This window comes from Mesorhizobium sp. Root552 (assembly GCF_001427285.1).
GTDB lineage: Bacteria > Pseudomonadota > Alphaproteobacteria > Rhizobiales > Rhizobiaceae > Mesorhizobium.
Genome location: NZ_LMFV01000034.1, coordinates 121,688 through 136,970 on the forward strand (window position 1 = coordinate 121,688; position 15,283 = coordinate 136,970).

A 15,283-nucleotide genomic window follows, 5' to 3' on the forward strand; every position below is an offset into this window, starting at 1 on the left:
CGGGCCGTCTGTTGCTCGAGAGTTTCATGTCCGAAAAGGTCGTCACTCGCTTCGCCCCCTCGCCCACCGGCTTCCTGCACATCGGTGGCGCGCGCACGGCTCTGTTCAACTGGCTCTATTCGAAGCACACCGGCGGAACGATGCTCTTGCGCATCGAAGACACCGACCGCGAGCGCTCGACCGAAGCCGCCACCGCCGCCATTATCGAAGGCCTCACCTGGCTCGGCATGACCTGGCAGGGCGAGCCGGTTTCGCAGTTCGAGCGCGCGCCGCGCCATCGCGAAGTCGCGGAAGAACTAGTCCGCCTCGGCAAGGCCTACTACTGCTACGCCACCCCTGCCGAACTTGAGGAAATGCGCGAAAAGGCCCGCGCCGAAGGCCGTCCGCCGCGCTATGACGGCCGCTGGCGCGACCGCGATCCGTCCGAGGCGCCCAAGGGCGTTGCCGGCGCCATCCGCATCAAGGCGCCCTCGGAGGGCGAAACCATCGTTCATGATCTCGTGCAGGGCGAAGTGCGCTTCCCCAACAAGGATCTCGACGATTTCATCATCCTGCGCTCCGACGGCAACCCCACCTACATGCATGCCGTGGTGGTCGATGATCACGACATGGGCGTCACCAACATCATCCGCGGCGACGACCATCTCACCAATGCCGCGCGCCAGACGGTGATCTACAACGCGATGGGCTGGGCGGTGCCGAAAATGGCGCACATCCCCCTCATCCACGGTGCCGACGGCGCCAAGCTCTCCAAGCGCCACGGCGCGCTCGGCGTCGAGGCCTACCGCGCCTTGGGCTATTTGCCCGAGGCCCTGCTCAACTACCTCGCCCGTCTCGGCTGGAGCCACGGCGACGACGAGGTGATGTCGATCGCCGACATGATCTCGTGGTTCGACATCAAGGACGTCAACAAGGGTGCGGCCCGCTTCGACTTCGCCAAGCTGGAAGCCCTGAACGGCACCCATATGCGCGCCATGGACGATGCCAGGCTCACCGATATCTTCCTGGAGACCCTCCCGCATCTGCCCGGTGGCGAGGCGCTGGCCGCCCGTTTCGACGACGCCGCCAGGGCAAGGCTGCTTGCCGCCATGCCCGGCCTGAAAGAGCGGGCCAAGACCTTGGTTGAACTTGCCGACAGCACGTATTTCTTGATAGCGGATCGTCCGCTGCAATTCGATGAAAAGGCTGCGTCCATTCTCGACGCCGGCGCCAAGAAGGTCCTTGGAGACATCCTTCCCCGATTCAAGGCGCTGACGGAATGGAGCGCGTCCTCGACCGAGGCTGCGGTCCGCGTCTACGCGGAAGAGGAAGGATTGAAATTGGGCAAGGTCGCACAACCGTTGCGCGCTGCACTGACCGGCAGAAGCACCTCCCCGGGTGTCTTCGACGTGCTGGCCGTGCTCGGCCGCGAAGAGAGCCTGGCGCGCATTTCCGATCAAATCGATTAGGATTTCTGGACCAAGAAGAATGGCATTGAAAGCGTCGTTTTGCGATGCAACATTAGCAACTGGACTAATTGGCCTGACCCCGCGTCAAGGCTGCAATTTCGAACACCCCCCTGTTTTCGGATATTGCGTCGCAGGATGATTTTTGCCGTACGGGCATGAGGAATAATAAGGAGTTTGCAATGACCGGATCGACCGCAAAACTGGAGCTTGGTGGCAAAACTCACGAACTCAAGGTGCGAAGTGGCTCGGTCGGCCCGGACGTCGTGGATATAGGTGCGCTCTATGCCACCACCGGCGCTTTCACCTACGATCCGGGCTTCACGTCGACGGCGTCCTGCGAATCCGGCATCACCTTCATTGACGGCGATGCGGGCGTCCTGCTCCATCGCGGCTACCCGATCGACCAGCTTGCCGAACACGGCGACTTCCTCGAAGTCTGCTACCTCTTGCTTTACGGCGAATTGCCCACCAAGGCCCAGAAGGACGACTTCGACTACCGCATCACGCGCCACACCATGGTGCACGAGCAGATGTCGAAGTTCTTCTCCGGTTTCCGCCGCGACGCCCATCCGATGGCCGTCATGTGCGGCGTCGTCGGCGCAATGTCGGCCTTCTACCACGACTCCACCGACATCTCGGACCCGTACCAGCGCATGGTCGCTTCCATGCGCCTCATCGCCAAGATGCCGACGCTCGCCGCCATGGCCTTCAAGTACCATATCGGCCAGCCGTTCATTTACCCGAAGAACGACCTCAACTTCGCGGCCAACTTCCTGCACATGTGCTTTGCGGTGCCGTGCGAGGAGTACAAGGTCAACCCGGTGCTGGCGCGCGCCATGGAGCGGATCTTCATCCTGCATGCCGACCATGAGCAGAACGCCTCCACCTCGACCGTGCGCCTTGCCGGTTCGTCGGGCGCCAACCCGTTCGCCTGCATCGCGGCCGGCATCGCTTGCCTCTGGGGTCCGGCGCATGGCGGTGCCAACGAGGCCGCCCTCAACATGTTGAGCGAAATCGGCCATGTCGATCACATTCCCGAATTCATCGCCCGCGCCAAGGACAAGAACGATCCGTTCCGCCTCATGGGCTTCGGCCACCGCGTCTACAAGAACTACGATCCGCGCGCCAAGATCATGCAGAAGACGGCGCACGAGGTTCTCGGCGAACTCGGCATCAAGGACGATCCGCTGCTCGACATCGCGATGGAACTTGAGAAGATCGCGCTTACCGATGAATATTTCATCGAAAAGAAGCTCTACCCGAATGTCGATTTCTATTCGGGCATCACGCTCAAGGCCCTTGGCTTCCCCACCACCATGTTCACCGTTTTGTTCGCCGTTGCGCGCACGGTCGGCTGGATCGCACAGTGGAAGGAAATGATCGAGGACCCGCACCAGAAGATCGGCCGCCCGCGTCAGCTTTACACCGGCGCGACCGATCGCGACTACGTTCCGATCGCCAAGCGCTAACCTCCATGAACGACAGGGGCGCCATTTGGCGCCCTTCGTCTTTCAGCCGCAAAAAATTTATTTTTGCGTGGAACCATTTCACCGGCGCCGCATTATCCCGATGTCGAAGCATTTCGACGGAGCAATCCGAAGAAGAGCTGACGACAACAAGGACGCCTCCCACACACTATGCGGTGCGGGAGGCGTTCTTTTTTGCTGCTTCGGACAACGACATCGGCAATCGCGGGCGCGCTGAAAATCGGCGGAACCGAACCCGCCTCTCCCCGTTTGTCTTGGCACGTTCAACCCAGGAGATGCGGAAACATGGTGAACAAGGATCAGGTCGCCGGCGTGGCCAAGCAGGTCAAGGGCTCCGTCAAGGAAGCAGCAGGCAAGGCCACTGGCAACAAGCGCACGCAGGCAGAAGGCACGGCGGAAAAAGTCGCTGGCAAGGTCCAGAAAGCCTATGGCGACGTGAAGGAAAAGGTGAAGAAGGCGCTCTAGGGCGTTTCCAGCAAAAGGGTGAAGCGATTTTGCGTCCGGAAATGCGCCCAACATAGGCCCAACATAAGAAGTCAGCCAGGTACTGCTGAAATGCGAGACAGTGAAAAAGGCGGCTTAGGCGGCCTTTTTCATTTGATCGCCTTGCTGAACGCGTTGGTGAACGTCACCCCGCCCTTGTCGTCATTCGCCTCGCCAAGCACCACATCCATCGCCTCATCGGTTATGCGCACCAACGCGAAGCCTCCCATGTAAGCCGCCTTCGGCTTGAAAAGGTCCAGTTTGCCTTGGCGGTAGATCATCGGGGTTTCATGCTGGTGGCCGTGGAATATCCCGACGACATTGTACGCGCCCAAAGCGCTGACAAGCGCTTCCCTGTCCGCTTCGCTCCACCAGTGCGGCGCACCGCTGCCCTCGTCATCGAAGGTCTTTTTCGCCGGGTCCCAGTTCTCGATTGAAAACGCATCCCAGCCATAGTGCTGGAACAGCACGACCGGCCTGCCGTCGCCAGCATAAGTCGCCAGATCCTGCTTCAGCCACGGCAAGCCGCTCACTGCGCCATGCCCGGTGTCGCCGGCGAAGCGATGCGTCTGGATGAGGTGAAGACCGCCCCAATCCCAGGAATAGCAATCGGAATCAGTATCGTAATTCGTTGCCGGCACCGCCGGCTTGAAGAACACGCCCGGGCGGTGGTTAACCTCGATATAGTCGCGCAGTTCGCGCCGATACCAGTCGACATGGGGCGGAGGACCGTTCTGGTCGAGATCGTGGTTACCAAGCCCGGCATAGACCGGAACATGCACGCGGTCCGGCCCCATGCCTTGCTGGTAGCGCTGGCTGAATTGCAGCAGCTGCGTGCCTTCGCTGGGTTGCGTCACCTGCCCGCCGCCGTCGTCGGTCATGTCTCCGCCGACAACAAGCCCGAGCGGCGTCCCGATCCTTTTACCGGCGGAGCGAAGGGCAGTTGCAACGCCGCCGATCTCGGCTGGCCAGTCCTTGTCGCCCAAACCATTCAGCGCCGCGATATTGCGCAGCAGGTTGGCGTCCGTCTTGCCCTCCTGCTGGCAATTCGGGCTTAGCCCGCTCGCCATCCGGCAGGCGTGAACATCGCAGACGAAAAGAAACGTCGCATCGATGGCAGGAACCCCGGCAGCCTGGGCTTTCGCGTAACCGCCAAAGCCGCCGAAAACGCCGAGGCTTCCCATTCCGGCAAGCACCTGCCGCCGGGTCGGCCACGCCCTGGTCGTTCTATCCATCATGACCGGCAGTTCAACACACCCGCAGCCGACTCGTCCAGAACGGTTCGCTCTGCCGTTCACCCGTCATCCGTCCTCGCTAACGCTCGGCCACAGCCCGGCCCTTCGCTATGGCTCCGGCGGTGGCCGAACCGAGCATAGCGAGGCGAGATCGGATGGGGCTGAGCGCAAACGCTGACGCCTTCCTCTCCCCGTTTACGGGGAGAGGTAAGGGTGAGGGGCAGCGCTGAGCTAGCCGACGTGTACGAAACGTGGGTCGTAATCCGTCCAACCCCTTGATCCTGCTCACCTAGACAAAAATCTCACGCCCCACTTTTCCCCACCCTCTCCGTCTCCCCCATAATCCGTCCCATCGCCCTTGCGGGAGACCTGGTCCGGACCGGGGATCAGGAGGGGGCGGCGGTGCCGGGCTGGTCGTCTGCGGTAGGCGACTGGGTGATGAACCCCTAAGTCCGGCCCTCGAACCGGGCGCAGTGTTGCCCGCGGAGCCTGGGCGGCCGCAAGGCCGCACCAAACTACCAAACGAGCGACCGAACGGCCGCCCGTCCTCCCGACCTCTCAAGCGAGGTCAGCTCCTTGACAATGGCCAGACGGCTTTAGCCGGGCGTGGCAGAAAAAGCCGTGTCCGGCCTTCAACCGATTTGGTTGGCTTTGCCCCGCAATCTTCGCTTGAAGCGCATGGGGCAACGCGATACGCCCCTCGCGACTGTTGGACATATGCAGGAGACCGGCACAGTGAGCGCTGAAAAGACCAGAACCGAAACCGATACGTTCGGCCCGATCGAAGTGGCCTCGGACCGCTATTGGGGCGCGCAGGCGCAGCGTTCGCTTGGCAACTTCAAGATCGGCTGGGAAAAGCAGCCTGCCTCCATCGTTCGCGCGCTTGGCATCGTCAAGCGTGCCGCCGCCGAAGCCAACATGGCGCTCAATCGCCTTGACCCCAAGCTCGGTGAAACCATCGTCACCGCCGCGCAGGAAGTCATCGACGGCAAGCTCGACGACCATTTTCCGCTGGTGGTCTGGCAGACCGGTTCCGGCACCCAGTCGAACATGAACGCCAACGAGGTGATCTCCAACCGCGCGATCGAACTGCTCGGCGGCGTCATGGGCTCCAAGAAGCCGGTGCATCCCAACGATCACGTCAATATGAGCCAGTCGTCCAACGACACCTATCCCACGGCCATGCACGTCGCCGCCGCCGAGCGCATCGTCCACGACCTGCTGCCGGCGCTGAAGCACCTGCACGCCGCGCTCGACGCCAAGGCCAAGGCCTTCGACCATATCGTCAAGATCGGTCGCACCCACACCCAGGACGCCACTCCCCTCACCCTCGGCCAGGAATTTTCGGGCTACGCCGCGCAGGTCGCGTCCTCGATCAAGCGCATCGAACTCACCTTGCCCGGCCTGTGCGAACTGGCGCAGGGCGGCACAGCCGTCGGCACCGGCCTCAACGCTCCCGTCGGCTTTGCCGAAAAGGTTGCCGAGCGCATCGCCGCCATTACCGGCATCGACTTCAAGACCGCGCCGAACAAGTTCGAGGCGCTGGCCGCGCATGATTCGATGGTGTTCTCGCACGGCGCCATCAATGCCACCGCCGCTGCCCTGTTCAAGATCGCCAACGACATCCGTTTCCTCGGCTCCGGCCCCCGCTCCGGCCTTGGCGAACTCTCCCTGCCGGAAAACGAGCCCGGTTCGTCGATCATGCCGGGCAAGGTCAACCCGACCCAGTGCGAGGCGTTGACGCAGGTTTGCGTGCAGGTGTTCGGCAACAACGCCGCCCTCACCTTCGCCGGCAGCCAGGGCCATTTCGAGTTGAACGTCTACAACCCGCTCATGGCCTACAACTTCCTCCAGTCGGTCAAGCTTCTCTCCGATGCCGCCATCTCGTTTACCGACAATTGCGTTGTCGGAATTGAGGCCCGCGAAGACAACATCAAGGCCGCGCTCGAACGCTCCCTTATGCTCGTAACCGCTCTTGCCCCCACCATCGGCTACGACAATGCGGCAAAGATCGCCAAGACTGCCCACAAGAAAGGCACCACTTTGCGCGAGGAAGCCGTTGGCGGCGGTTATGTCAGCGAGGCCGATTTCGACCGCCTCGTTCGCCCGGAGGACATGACGCATCCGGGCTGACGACTCTCATTGGTGAACGATGTGTCGCCGGATAGACATCTTTGGTGAACGATCGATTCCGTCTATGTAGGCGGCATCGATCACCCCCGGAGACTTTGCCATGTCCTTCAACACTTCCGCTGCCGGCGCTCCCGCCGCCTCCAATTCCTCGGTCGCGATCCTCGTCGGTCGCGTCCTGCTTTCCGTCCTCTTCATCTTGTCCGGCTTCGCCAAACTGACCGCGATTTCCGGCACCGCCGGATGGTTCGGTTCCATCGGCCTGCCGCTGCCGACCGTAACCGCCGTCGTCGTCGGTCTCGTTGAGCTCCTCGGTGGCCTCGCCATCCTCGTCGGCTTCAAGACCCGCATCGCCGCCATCCTGCTCGCCGTCTTCACGCTTGCGGCCACGGCAATCGCCCACCTCGACTTCGCCGACCAGATGCAGGTGCTGATGCTGCAGAAGAACCTCGGCCTCGTTGGCGGCTTCCTGCTGCTCGCCGCTGTCGGTGCCGGTTCGATCTCGATCGACGGCCGCCGTAGCTGACAAGCCCTGCATACCCGACGCCAGAAGGGGCACGGAAGTTTCCGTGCCCCTTTTTCGTTGTGAATTTATCCACACCAGTTGGACTGCTGGTAGCATGAGCCTTGAGGTCACCATGCTATCCGCGTGGTCATGGGGGGCAGGAACATGTCAAGAAACCTTACGCTTCTTCTGGCACGTATCCTGTTAGCCGCCCTGTTTATTCCTGCGGGCCTTCAAACGCTGGGTAATATCAGTGGCTCGACCGGCTACTTCGCCGGCCTGGGTTTGCCGGCGCCTGAAATCATGGCGTGGGGCGTGGGACTTTTCGAATTGATTTCCGGATTGCTCGTCCTGATCGGATTTCAAACCCGCATCGCATCCCTCGCCTTGGCCCTGTTTTGCCTGAGCGCTGCATTTCTAGGCCACTACGGCCAGGGTGCAGGCGATCCGGTGCTGGCGTTCATGCACCAGCAGATGTTGATGAAAGATGTTGCCATAGCCGGCGGGTTCCTCGCCCTTGCAATGGCGGGGTCCGGGGCCTTTTCCGTGGATTCCTGGCGCGGGCTGCGTGCTACTTGACCGCAGCGCTCGGGCCATCCTCGACGGCAAGTATCAGCTTGCGATTGAGAGTTTTCGCCAACTGCGCCAGCCGTCCGATAGGGCGCTCGCCATAAAGGCCGCCGAGCGAAGCGGGGATGACCAGAGCCAGGACGCCATTGCCCCTGTTTTCCCATTTGAGCCTCGGAATGGCGCCGGGCATGGCTGCCGAAAGCAGGTAAACAACCCGCATCGTTGCCGCCAAAATGCGTGCGCGCTCCAAGAGCCGCGGTGTCGCGAGCGAGCGTATCTCAGGCGCGGATTCCTTGAACAGCCCTTCATGGCGAAACAGGCTGGTGAGCGCCAGATAGGCCCGCCCCGGATGATCCACGCCGATGAAAGACGCATGCGCGATGATATTAAGCGATTGCGTGCCACGATATTCAGGATGCGCACGCCAACCGATATCGGCCAGAAGGCAGGCGGCTTTTCGATACCGCACCTCGTCCTCGGTCTCATCGATCCCGTAGGCAGCGAAAGCCTTGCCCGTCCATTCCGCAAGTTCCTGCGCATGTGTGTAGGAACGGGAACGCAACCTGGCCAATTCTTCACAAGCCGAAAGCAACGGATCGGCTTTCTGGTCGGCTCCTTTCAGCAGCGAATAAAGGAAGCCTTCGCGCACGCCAACCGCAGATACCACGATCTTTGCCGGTTTCATCGCCGCAAGGATTTCCTGCTGAACGATGGCGCCATAGGGCAACAACGCGCGTCGAGCTTTCGACACGCCCTCGATGCCTTTGAATTTGTCGATATCGCCCTTGGCGACCTGCTTGAGAAATGCTGCGGCGCTATCTGCGCTGATCTCGTAGTGATGCATGACGCCGAGTGGATAATTCGTCGTCTCCATATGAAGGCGGGCCAGGTTTCTCCAGGTCCCGCCCACGGCATAGAAGACACGGCCCTGCCCGGCCTTCAAAAGCTTTGCTCTCGCCACCTCGATGCGCGCGATCTTGACCGCTTGGGTCAGCGAATTTTTCGCCATGTCCTGCAAGCGCAGGCCACCCAGAGGCAAGGTAATGCCATCGCCGATCACCTCGCTGTTGACGTCGATCAACTCAAGGCTGCCGCCGCCAAGGTCGCCGGCAATTCCATTTGCAGGGTGAAAACCCGAGATAACCCCAAGGGCGGAGTAGTAGGCCTCCTGCCTGCCGCTCAACACCCGAACTTCGGTCTTGAGAACATCCTCCGCGCGGCGAATGAAGTCCGGGCCGTTTCCCGCTTCCCGCGCTGCCGCGGTCGCCAGGACATGGATTTCCTCAGCTCCAGCCTGATCGGAAAGGCTGCGGAAACGCCTGAACTCTTCCATCGAGCGAGTAACCGCCTCCGGATCGAGCTTGCCTGTCGAAACGATGCCGCGCCCAAGGCCGGCCAGCATCTTTTCGTTGAACAGGATGGTCGGCGATCGCGCCAAGCCTTCATAAACGACAAGACGGATCGAGTTCGATCCAATGTCGATGATCGAAACCGGCTTGCGGTCCTGCAGGCGCCCCTGGGATGCTGAGATCATCCGCCCGTCGCTACGTCGAGTTTCTTACGGCGCTTGAACTGGGCAATGCGCTTGGGCGCGTGCGATTTCAATGCGTCGCCTCGTCCCGACAGGCTCGGATTCGTCATGAAGTATTCCTGCGCGTTGAACGGCTCCTCGCCCTCTTCCAGCGACACGCGCCTGGAGGTTCCATCTGCCAATACTTCGAAACTTTGCTGATTGTCCACAAGGTTGCCCAGCATGATCTGGCCAATAACTTGTTCATGCACAGTCGGGTTGGTGATCGGCACCATGCATTCGACCCGGCGGTCGAGATTGCGTGGCATCAGGTCGGCGGAACTGATGTAGACGATCGCCTCGTCAGACGGCAGGCCGTGCCCATTGCCAAAGCAGTAGATACGGCTGTGCTCAAGGAAGCGGCCGACAATCGACTTGACGCGGATATTCTCCGAGAGGCCGGGAACCTGGGGCCGCAAGCAGCAAATGCCGCGCACAACAAGATCGATTTCAACCCCCGCTCGGCTAGCCGCATAAAGCGCGTCGATCACGGTGGGATCGACGAGGGAATTCATTTTCATCCAGATTCGTGCAGGCCGGCCATTGCGTGCATGATCGATCTCGGTCTCGATATGGCCAAGGATGCGGCTGCGCAACGTGTAGGGAGACAGAGCGATTGTCATCTCCTCCGCCGGTTCCGCATAGCCCGTGATGAAGTTGAATATCTGAGCCACGTCACGGGCGATCTGCGGATCGGTCGTGAAGAACGACAGATCGGTATAGATGCGCGCGGTAATCGGGTGATAGTTGCCCGTTCCAAGGTGTACGTAGTTGCGCAACCGACCGTCCTCGCGCCGCACCACAAGCGACATCTTGGCGTGGGTCTTGAGCTCCAGGAAGCCAAACACGACCTGGACGCCGGCGCGCTCAAGATCGCGTGCCCAACGGATATTGGCCTCTTCATCGAAGCGCGCCTTGAGTTCAACCAGCGCGGTCACCGACTTTCCGGCTTCGGCAGCATCTATCAATGCACGCACGATCGGGCTGTCATTGGAGGTACGGTAAAGCGTCTGCTTGATGGCGACGACGTCAGGATCAGCGGCTGCCTGCCTCAGGAACTGCACGACCACATCGAAAGACTCGTAGGGGTGGTGGACGACAATATCCTTCTCGCGGATAGCCGCGAAACAATCCCCGCCATGCTCGCGGATGCGCTCGGGGAAACGCGGATTGTAGGGTGTGAATTTCAGGTCATCTCGCGCGACGGCGACGATCTCGGCGATCTGGCTGAGCGCCAAAGGCCCATTGAGGACGCTGATCCGATTAGCGGCAACGCCCAGTTCACCGGCCACGAACTCACGCAGTTCTTCCGGCATCTTGCTGTCGAATTCGATCCGAATAACCGATCCGCGGCGCCGTCGTTTCAGGGCGGTCTCGAAGAGGCGGACCAGATCTTCCGACTCTTCCTCGACCTCGATATCGCTGTCGCGAATGATCTGGAAGGTGCCCGAACCCTTCACTTCATATCCGGGAAACAGCTTGCCGATATAGATCGCAACCACCTCTTCCAGCGGAATGAAGCGAACATGGTTCTTGCGATCGGGCAAGCGAACATACCGCTTCAACGCGGGTGGAAGCCTCAAAAGCGCACTCATTTCCTCGCCTTCCTTGCGGTGGCGAAGCTGCAAAGCCATCGAGAAGCCAAGGTTGGGAATGAATGGGAATGGGTGAGCCGGATCAATCGACAATGGCGTCAGGACGGGAAACACCTGCTCGCGGAAATGCTCCTCGAGCCACATGCGTTCTTCCTTGGTCAACGCATCGCTGGTGATGGTCTCGATGCCTTCCTTGTTCAGCAGTTCCATCAACGCCGAAAGGCTTTTTTGCTGATCTTCCTGAAGGCGCTCGACTTCCCGCAGGATTTGTTCGAGCTGCTGTTCCGGAGTACGACCGTCCGGGCTTTTAAGTGCAATCTTCTCGCGCACCTGACCGGCCAGGCCGGCGACACGCACCATGAAGAATTCATCCAGGTTCGCTGCGGAAATCGACAAAAAGCGAATCCGCTCGAGCAAGGGATGTCGCGGATTTTGCGACTCCTCGAGCACTCGACGGTTGAACTGCAACCACGAAAATTCGCGATTGACGAACCGGTCGGGGTTCCCGCCTTCCATGGAAGGGGCTTCCGTAGTGACGAACTCGGCCTGAACCGGTTTCAACTCGCTCATGTCCCTGTTTTCTCCAGCCCTGCGCGCCGGTTATCCGGCTCAATTTATCCTCTGACAGGGTTTTGCGACAGTTTCATTTCATCGATCTTGCAAAGAGCCGGGTTATGCTCCAAACGCAAGTGGTACGAGCCAGAAGGAGACGATCATGGCCGGCGGTTCCATTCCCCACTTCCAGAACGATCAAGGCCATGCCGCAATCGAGATCGGCGTGAAAGAATTCATGTGTGTTGGCGCCAACCCGCCTTTCGACCATCCCCATGTCTTTCTCGACCTGGGTGCGGACAACGAAAAGGTCTGCCCTTATTGCTCGACGCTGTATCGCTACAACGCAGGATTAAAGGCGAGCGAAACACTGCCGCCGAACTGCGTCTACGTCGATCGCGCTGCCTGAAAGCCAGCATCTTGACCGATGAACGATCCCGGTCGGTCATCATCGCAGGTGCCGGAGTAGCCGGCCTGACGGCAGCCATTGCTTTCGCCAGACATGGGTTGTCCGTCCGACTTTACGAACAGGCCCCTCAGCTGGAGGCTTTCGGCGCAGGCCTCCAGCTTTCGCCCAATGCCACGCACATCTTGCGTGAACTGGGCGTCCTTCCAGAATTGCTGCCTTATACGGTGCGCCCGCGCGCCGTCGAATTACGGGACGCAGGCACCCTCAAAATGCTCACGGCTATCCCGCTTGGCGAGATGGCCGAGAAGCGCTGGAAGGCTCCTTACCTCGTTGTACATCGCGCCGACCTGCAACGCGCGTTGTTGGCTACCGCCAACCAGAACACTCGAATAGAGCTCAAGACCGGAGCGCGAATCGTCAACGTGCATCAGCACGCGAACGGGATTGAAGCTTCGGTGAATTGTGCCGGCCATGTATCAAACGTCAGCGCAGGGCTGCTTGTCGGAGCCGACGGTGTCTGGTCAGCGGTTCGCAATGCGGTAAGAACAACTGCCCCCAGCCGCTTTACCGGTGAATTGGCATGGCGCACCACAATAGCGCTCGACGAACCTGCCGGAAGGGCGTTTGCCGGCATTGCAAACACAGACGCCGTAACGGCTTTCCTGCACAGCCGGTTCCATCTGATTGCCTATCCAATTAGCGCGGGCACGAAGATCAATCTCGTTGCTTTCACCAAAGGTGAGAGAATTGCCGATAGCTGGTCGGGCAACGCAGATATCAAAATCCTCGCGCAAGCCATGCGCAACACTTCACCGCAACTTCGCAAGCTTGTGGATTTGGCTGGTGGCTGGACGGCGTGGCCACTGCACAGCGTCGATTCGAATGGAGCATGGAGAGCAAAAGGCGCTGCACTTATCGGCGATGCTGCCCACGCGATGACCCCATTTGCTGCCCAAGGCGCCGCAATGGCAATCGAAGATGCAGCCATGTTGGCCGACTTCATCGCTAATGACGATGAACTCGCAACGCGGCTTTCCGTTTGGGAGCAGCGGCGCAAGGAGCGGGTCAACAAAGTTGTTCGGCGTGGAGCCCTCAATCATCTGGCATGGCATGCCGCAGGACCGGTCGCGCTGGCGCGCAATCTCTTCTTGAAGCTACGCTCGCCGGAACAACTCGCCGCCGATCTCGACTGGCTTTACGGTTGGCGATTGCCAGAATCTGGTTCCGTCAACGACACGCCATCAGCAGCCGTTCCAACTGACCAAAAAAGCCCGGTCAAAAAATGACCGGGCCGTTTCATCAAAACCAGAACTATCAGTGGAGAATCTGCGACAGGAACAACTTCGTGCGTTCGTGCCGTGGGTGATCGAAGAATTCGGCAGGCGTGTTCTGTTCCACGATCTGGCCGGCATCCATGAAGATCACCCGGTTCGCGACTTTACGCGCAAATCCCATTTCGTGCGTCACGCACAGCATGGTCATGCCTTCTTCGGCAAGGCCAACCATGGTTTCCAGAACTTCCTTGATCATTTCCGGATCGAGAGCCGAAGTTGGCTCATCGAACAGCATGATACGCGGGTTCATGCACAGCGACCGGGCGATTGCAACGCGCTGCTGCTGCCCACCGGAAAGCTGGCCGGGATACTTGTGCGCCTGTTCCGGGATCTTGACCCTTTCAAGAAAATGCATGGCCGTTTCCTCAGCCTGCTTTTTCGGAATTTTGCGAACCCAGATTGGAGCGAGCGTACAGTTCTCCAGAATGGTCAGGTGCGGAAACAGGTTGAAGTGCTGGAACACCATGCCGACCTCGCGGCGAACCTCGTCGATTTTCTTGAGATCGTTGGTCAGTTCCTTGCCGTCGACGATGATCTTGCCCTTCTGGTGTTCTTCCAGCCGATTGATGCACCTGATCATGGTCGACTTGCCGGAACCGGACGGACCGCAGATGACGATACGTTCGCCCCGCATCACCTTCAGGTTGATGTCTTTCAGCACGTGGAATTCGCCGTACCATTTATGCATGCCAATGATTTCGATCGCTACGTCGGTAGCGGAAATCTGCATTTTGTTGGTGTTGACCTTGATCTCTTCCGCGCTGACTGCGTTTTCGGTGGCCATAAGCCGTTCCCCTTTGTCTAGCGTTTATGACCGGTATCAAGCCGGCGTTCCATATATTGGGAGTAGCGAGACATACCGAAGCAGAACACCCAGAAGATGGCTGCGGCGAACACATAGCCTGTCTTGGCAGTCTGCGGTGTTGCCCAGGTTGGGTCGCCCGAGATATTTTGCTTCACCACGCCAAGCAGGTCGAACATCGAGATGATAAGGACGAGCGTCGTGTCCTTGAACATGCCGATGAACGTATTGACGATGCCGGGTATCACGAGCTTCAGGGCCTGGGGCATGATGATGAAACCCATCTTCTGCCAGTAGCCGAGCCCCAACGAATCGGCACCCTCATATTGCCCCTTCGGAATGGCCTGCAAACCACCACGCACCACTTCGGCCATGTAGGCAGACGCAAACAACGCAACGCCGATAAGCGCACGCAAAAGCTTGTCGAAGGTCATGCCCGGAGGCACGAACAGAGGCAGCATGAAGCTGGCCATGAAAAGCACCGTGACCAGCGGGACGCCGCGTACGGCTTCGATGAAGATTACCGAAAGCAGCTTGACGATCGGCATCTTCGAGCGCCGCCCCATGGCGAGTAGTATTCCAAGCGGCAAAGATACGACGATGCCCACATAGGAGATCACCAAGGTAACCATGAGGCCGCCCCAGAGGGGCGTTTCCACATAGCGCAGGCCGAAGACGCCACCGACCAGCAAGAAGAAGGCCACAAACGGAAAAACGCCAAAAAACAAAATGGCGTTCAGTCCTTTGTATGGAACCTTTGGAATAAGGAGGGGAGCCAAAAGAGCTATGAATAGAATACCAGTCAGGACAACCCGCCAGCGCTCTTCAAGCGGATACCGGCCAAACATGAACTGGCCAAATCGTCCACTGACGAACGGCCAGCAGGCTCCGCTCCATCCCGCAGGAAGTTGACCGCCCTGCTCTGTAGTTAAGCAAGCCGTTCTGTCAGCACCAGTCCAGACTGCATCCAGGAAAAGCCAGTTCAGGATATGCGGGACCGACCAGGCAAGGGCAAGAATCGCCAGCAACGACAGAGCAGCATCGAACGGTGTCGAGAACAGGTTTTTGCGAACCCACGCCCCAAACCCAACCTGAGAGCGCGGCGCGGCCTGAGCCAATGCCATTTCGGTGCGCACCCATGACATGTCATGTTCTTGCATGGG

13 protein-coding genes are annotated in these 15,283 nt (G+C 59.8%); 8 read left to right on the top strand and 5 right to left on the bottom strand.

Going from position 1 to position 15,283, the window contains the following annotated elements; genetic code table 11:
- The first annotated feature begins 26 nt into the window (after nt 1-26).
- The 3 genes from gltX to ASD50_RS14055 all read left to right on the top strand — a co-directional run bounded on the left by gltX (nt 27) and on the right by ASD50_RS14055 (nt 3,400).
- Nucleotides 27-1,448, top strand: a complete 1,422-nt coding sequence (gltX, locus tag ASD50_RS14045; protein ID WP_056242384.1) for a glutamate--tRNA ligase — start codon at nt 27-29, stop codon at nt 1,446-1,448.
- Between the two features lie 179 nt (nt 1,449-1,627).
- A complete protein-coding gene (gltA, locus tag ASD50_RS14050) occupies nt 1,628-2,917 on the top strand; it encodes a citrate synthase (protein WP_056242388.1) in 1,290 nt (429 codons plus the stop codon).
- Nucleotides 2,918-3,220: 303 nt separating this feature from the next.
- Entirely contained in the window at nt 3,221-3,400 is a 180-nt protein-coding gene (locus ASD50_RS14055) for a CsbD family protein (protein WP_056242391.1), read from the top strand.
- A 128-nt stretch (nt 3,401-3,528) separates the two neighbouring features.
- Here ASD50_RS14055 and ASD50_RS14060 read toward each other — a convergent pair whose 3' ends face one another.
- Nucleotides 3,529-4,656 (bottom strand): metallophosphoesterase, encoded by a 1,128-nt coding sequence (locus ASD50_RS14060; RefSeq protein WP_056242393.1) that lies wholly within the window; start codon nt 4,654-4,656, stop codon nt 3,529-3,531.
- Nucleotides 4,657-5,370: 714 nt separating this feature from the next.
- Between ASD50_RS14060 and fumC the strand changes: the two genes are divergently transcribed.
- The 3 genes from fumC to ASD50_RS14075 all read left to right on the top strand — a co-directional run bounded on the left by fumC (nt 5,371) and on the right by ASD50_RS14075 (nt 7,867).
- Nucleotides 5,371-6,786 (top strand): class II fumarate hydratase, encoded by a 1,416-nt coding sequence (gene fumC, locus ASD50_RS14065; protein WP_244484529.1) that lies wholly within the window; start codon nt 5,371-5,373, stop codon nt 6,784-6,786.
- A gap of 100 nt (nt 6,787-6,886) precedes the next feature.
- Nucleotides 6,887-7,309 (top strand): DoxX family protein, encoded by a 423-nt coding sequence (locus ASD50_RS14070; RefSeq protein ID WP_056242400.1) that lies wholly within the window; start codon nt 6,887-6,889, stop codon nt 7,307-7,309.
- Nucleotides 7,310-7,453: 144 nt separating this feature from the next.
- Nucleotides 7,454-7,867, top strand: a complete 414-nt coding sequence (locus ASD50_RS14075; protein ID WP_056242591.1) for a DoxX family protein — start codon at nt 7,454-7,456, stop codon at nt 7,865-7,867.
- Here the strand turns inward: ASD50_RS14075 and ppx are convergent.
- Together ppx and ASD50_RS14085 are read right to left on the bottom strand one after the other, a co-directional pair.
- Nucleotides 7,860-9,392, bottom strand: a complete 1,533-nt coding sequence (gene ppx, locus ASD50_RS14080; protein WP_056242403.1) for an exopolyphosphatase — start codon at nt 9,390-9,392, stop codon at nt 7,860-7,862. The two genes, ASD50_RS14075 and ppx, sit on opposite strands and share 8 nt — an antisense overlap.
- The gene (locus ASD50_RS14085; protein WP_056242404.1) at nt 9,389-11,593 is read right to left on the bottom strand and encodes an RNA degradosome polyphosphate kinase; all 2,205 of its coding nucleotides are present in this window, start codon (nt 11,591-11,593) and stop codon (nt 9,389-9,391) included. The genes ppx and ASD50_RS14085 overlap by 4 nt, the downstream gene beginning before the upstream one ends.
- Nucleotides 11,594-11,738: 145 nt before the next feature.
- On the opposite strand from ASD50_RS14085, the gene ASD50_RS14090 reads away from it, so the two are divergent.
- Nucleotides 11,739-11,984 (top strand): zinc-finger domain-containing protein, encoded by a 246-nt coding sequence (locus tag ASD50_RS14090; RefSeq protein WP_056242406.1) that lies wholly within the window; start codon nt 11,739-11,741, stop codon nt 11,982-11,984.
- Between the two features lie 11 nt (nt 11,985-11,995).
- Nucleotides 11,996-13,270 carry an FAD-dependent monooxygenase gene (locus tag ASD50_RS14095; protein ID WP_056242410.1) on the top strand — a complete coding sequence of 425 codons (1,275 nt, stop codon included), beginning with the start codon at nt 11,996-11,998 and terminating at the stop codon, nt 13,268-13,270.
- Nucleotides 13,271-13,298: 28 nt separating this feature from the next.
- Here the strand turns inward: ASD50_RS14095 and ASD50_RS14100 are convergent, their stop codons facing one another.
- Entirely contained in the window at nt 13,299-14,102 is an 804-nt protein-coding gene (locus ASD50_RS14100; RefSeq protein WP_056242419.1) for an amino acid ABC transporter ATP-binding protein, read from the bottom strand.
- 17 nt (nt 14,103-14,119) lie between these two features.
- Nucleotides 14,120-15,280: an amino acid ABC transporter permease gene (locus ASD50_RS14105; protein ID WP_056242421.1), complete on the bottom strand. Its 1,161-nt coding sequence runs from the start codon at nt 15,278-15,280 to the stop codon at nt 14,120-14,122.
- Between the last annotated feature and the right edge of the window lie 3 nt (nt 15,281-15,283).

Bases quoted from the DNA above. Each gene is read 5' to 3' on its own strand.
- gltX (WP_056242384.1), top strand. From the start codon at position 27: ATGTCCGAAAAGGTCGTCACTCGCTTCGCCCCCTCGCCCACCGGCTTC.
- gltA (WP_056242388.1), top strand. From the start codon at position 1,628: ATGACCGGATCGACCGCAAAACTGGAGCTTGGTGGCAAAACTCACGAA.
- ASD50_RS14055 (WP_056242391.1), top strand. From the start codon at position 3,221: ATGGTGAACAAGGATCAGGTCGCCGGCGTGGCCAAGCAGGTCAAGGGC.
- ASD50_RS14060 (WP_056242393.1), bottom strand. From the start codon at position 4,656: ATGATGGATAGAACGACCAGGGCGTGGCCGACCCGGCGGCAGGTGCTT.
- fumC (WP_244484529.1), top strand. From the start codon at position 5,371: ATGCAGGAGACCGGCACAGTGAGCGCTGAAAAGACCAGAACCGAAACC.
- ASD50_RS14070 (WP_056242400.1), top strand. From the start codon at position 6,887: ATGTCCTTCAACACTTCCGCTGCCGGCGCTCCCGCCGCCTCCAATTCC.
- ASD50_RS14075 (WP_056242591.1), top strand. From the start codon at position 7,454: ATGTCAAGAAACCTTACGCTTCTTCTGGCACGTATCCTGTTAGCCGCC.
- ppx (WP_056242403.1), bottom strand. From the start codon at position 9,392: ATGATCTCAGCATCCCAGGGGCGCCTGCAGGACCGCAAGCCGGTTTCG.
- ASD50_RS14085 (WP_056242404.1), bottom strand. From the start codon at position 11,593: ATGAGCGAGTTGAAACCGGTTCAGGCCGAGTTCGTCACTACGGAAGCC.
- ASD50_RS14090 (WP_056242406.1), top strand. From the start codon at position 11,739: ATGGCCGGCGGTTCCATTCCCCACTTCCAGAACGATCAAGGCCATGCC.
- ASD50_RS14100 (WP_056242419.1), bottom strand. From the start codon at position 14,102: ATGGCCACCGAAAACGCAGTCAGCGCGGAAGAGATCAAGGTCAACACC.
- ASD50_RS14105 (WP_056242421.1), bottom strand. From the start codon at position 15,280: ATGCAAGAACATGACATGTCATGGGTGCGCACCGAAATGGCATTGGCT.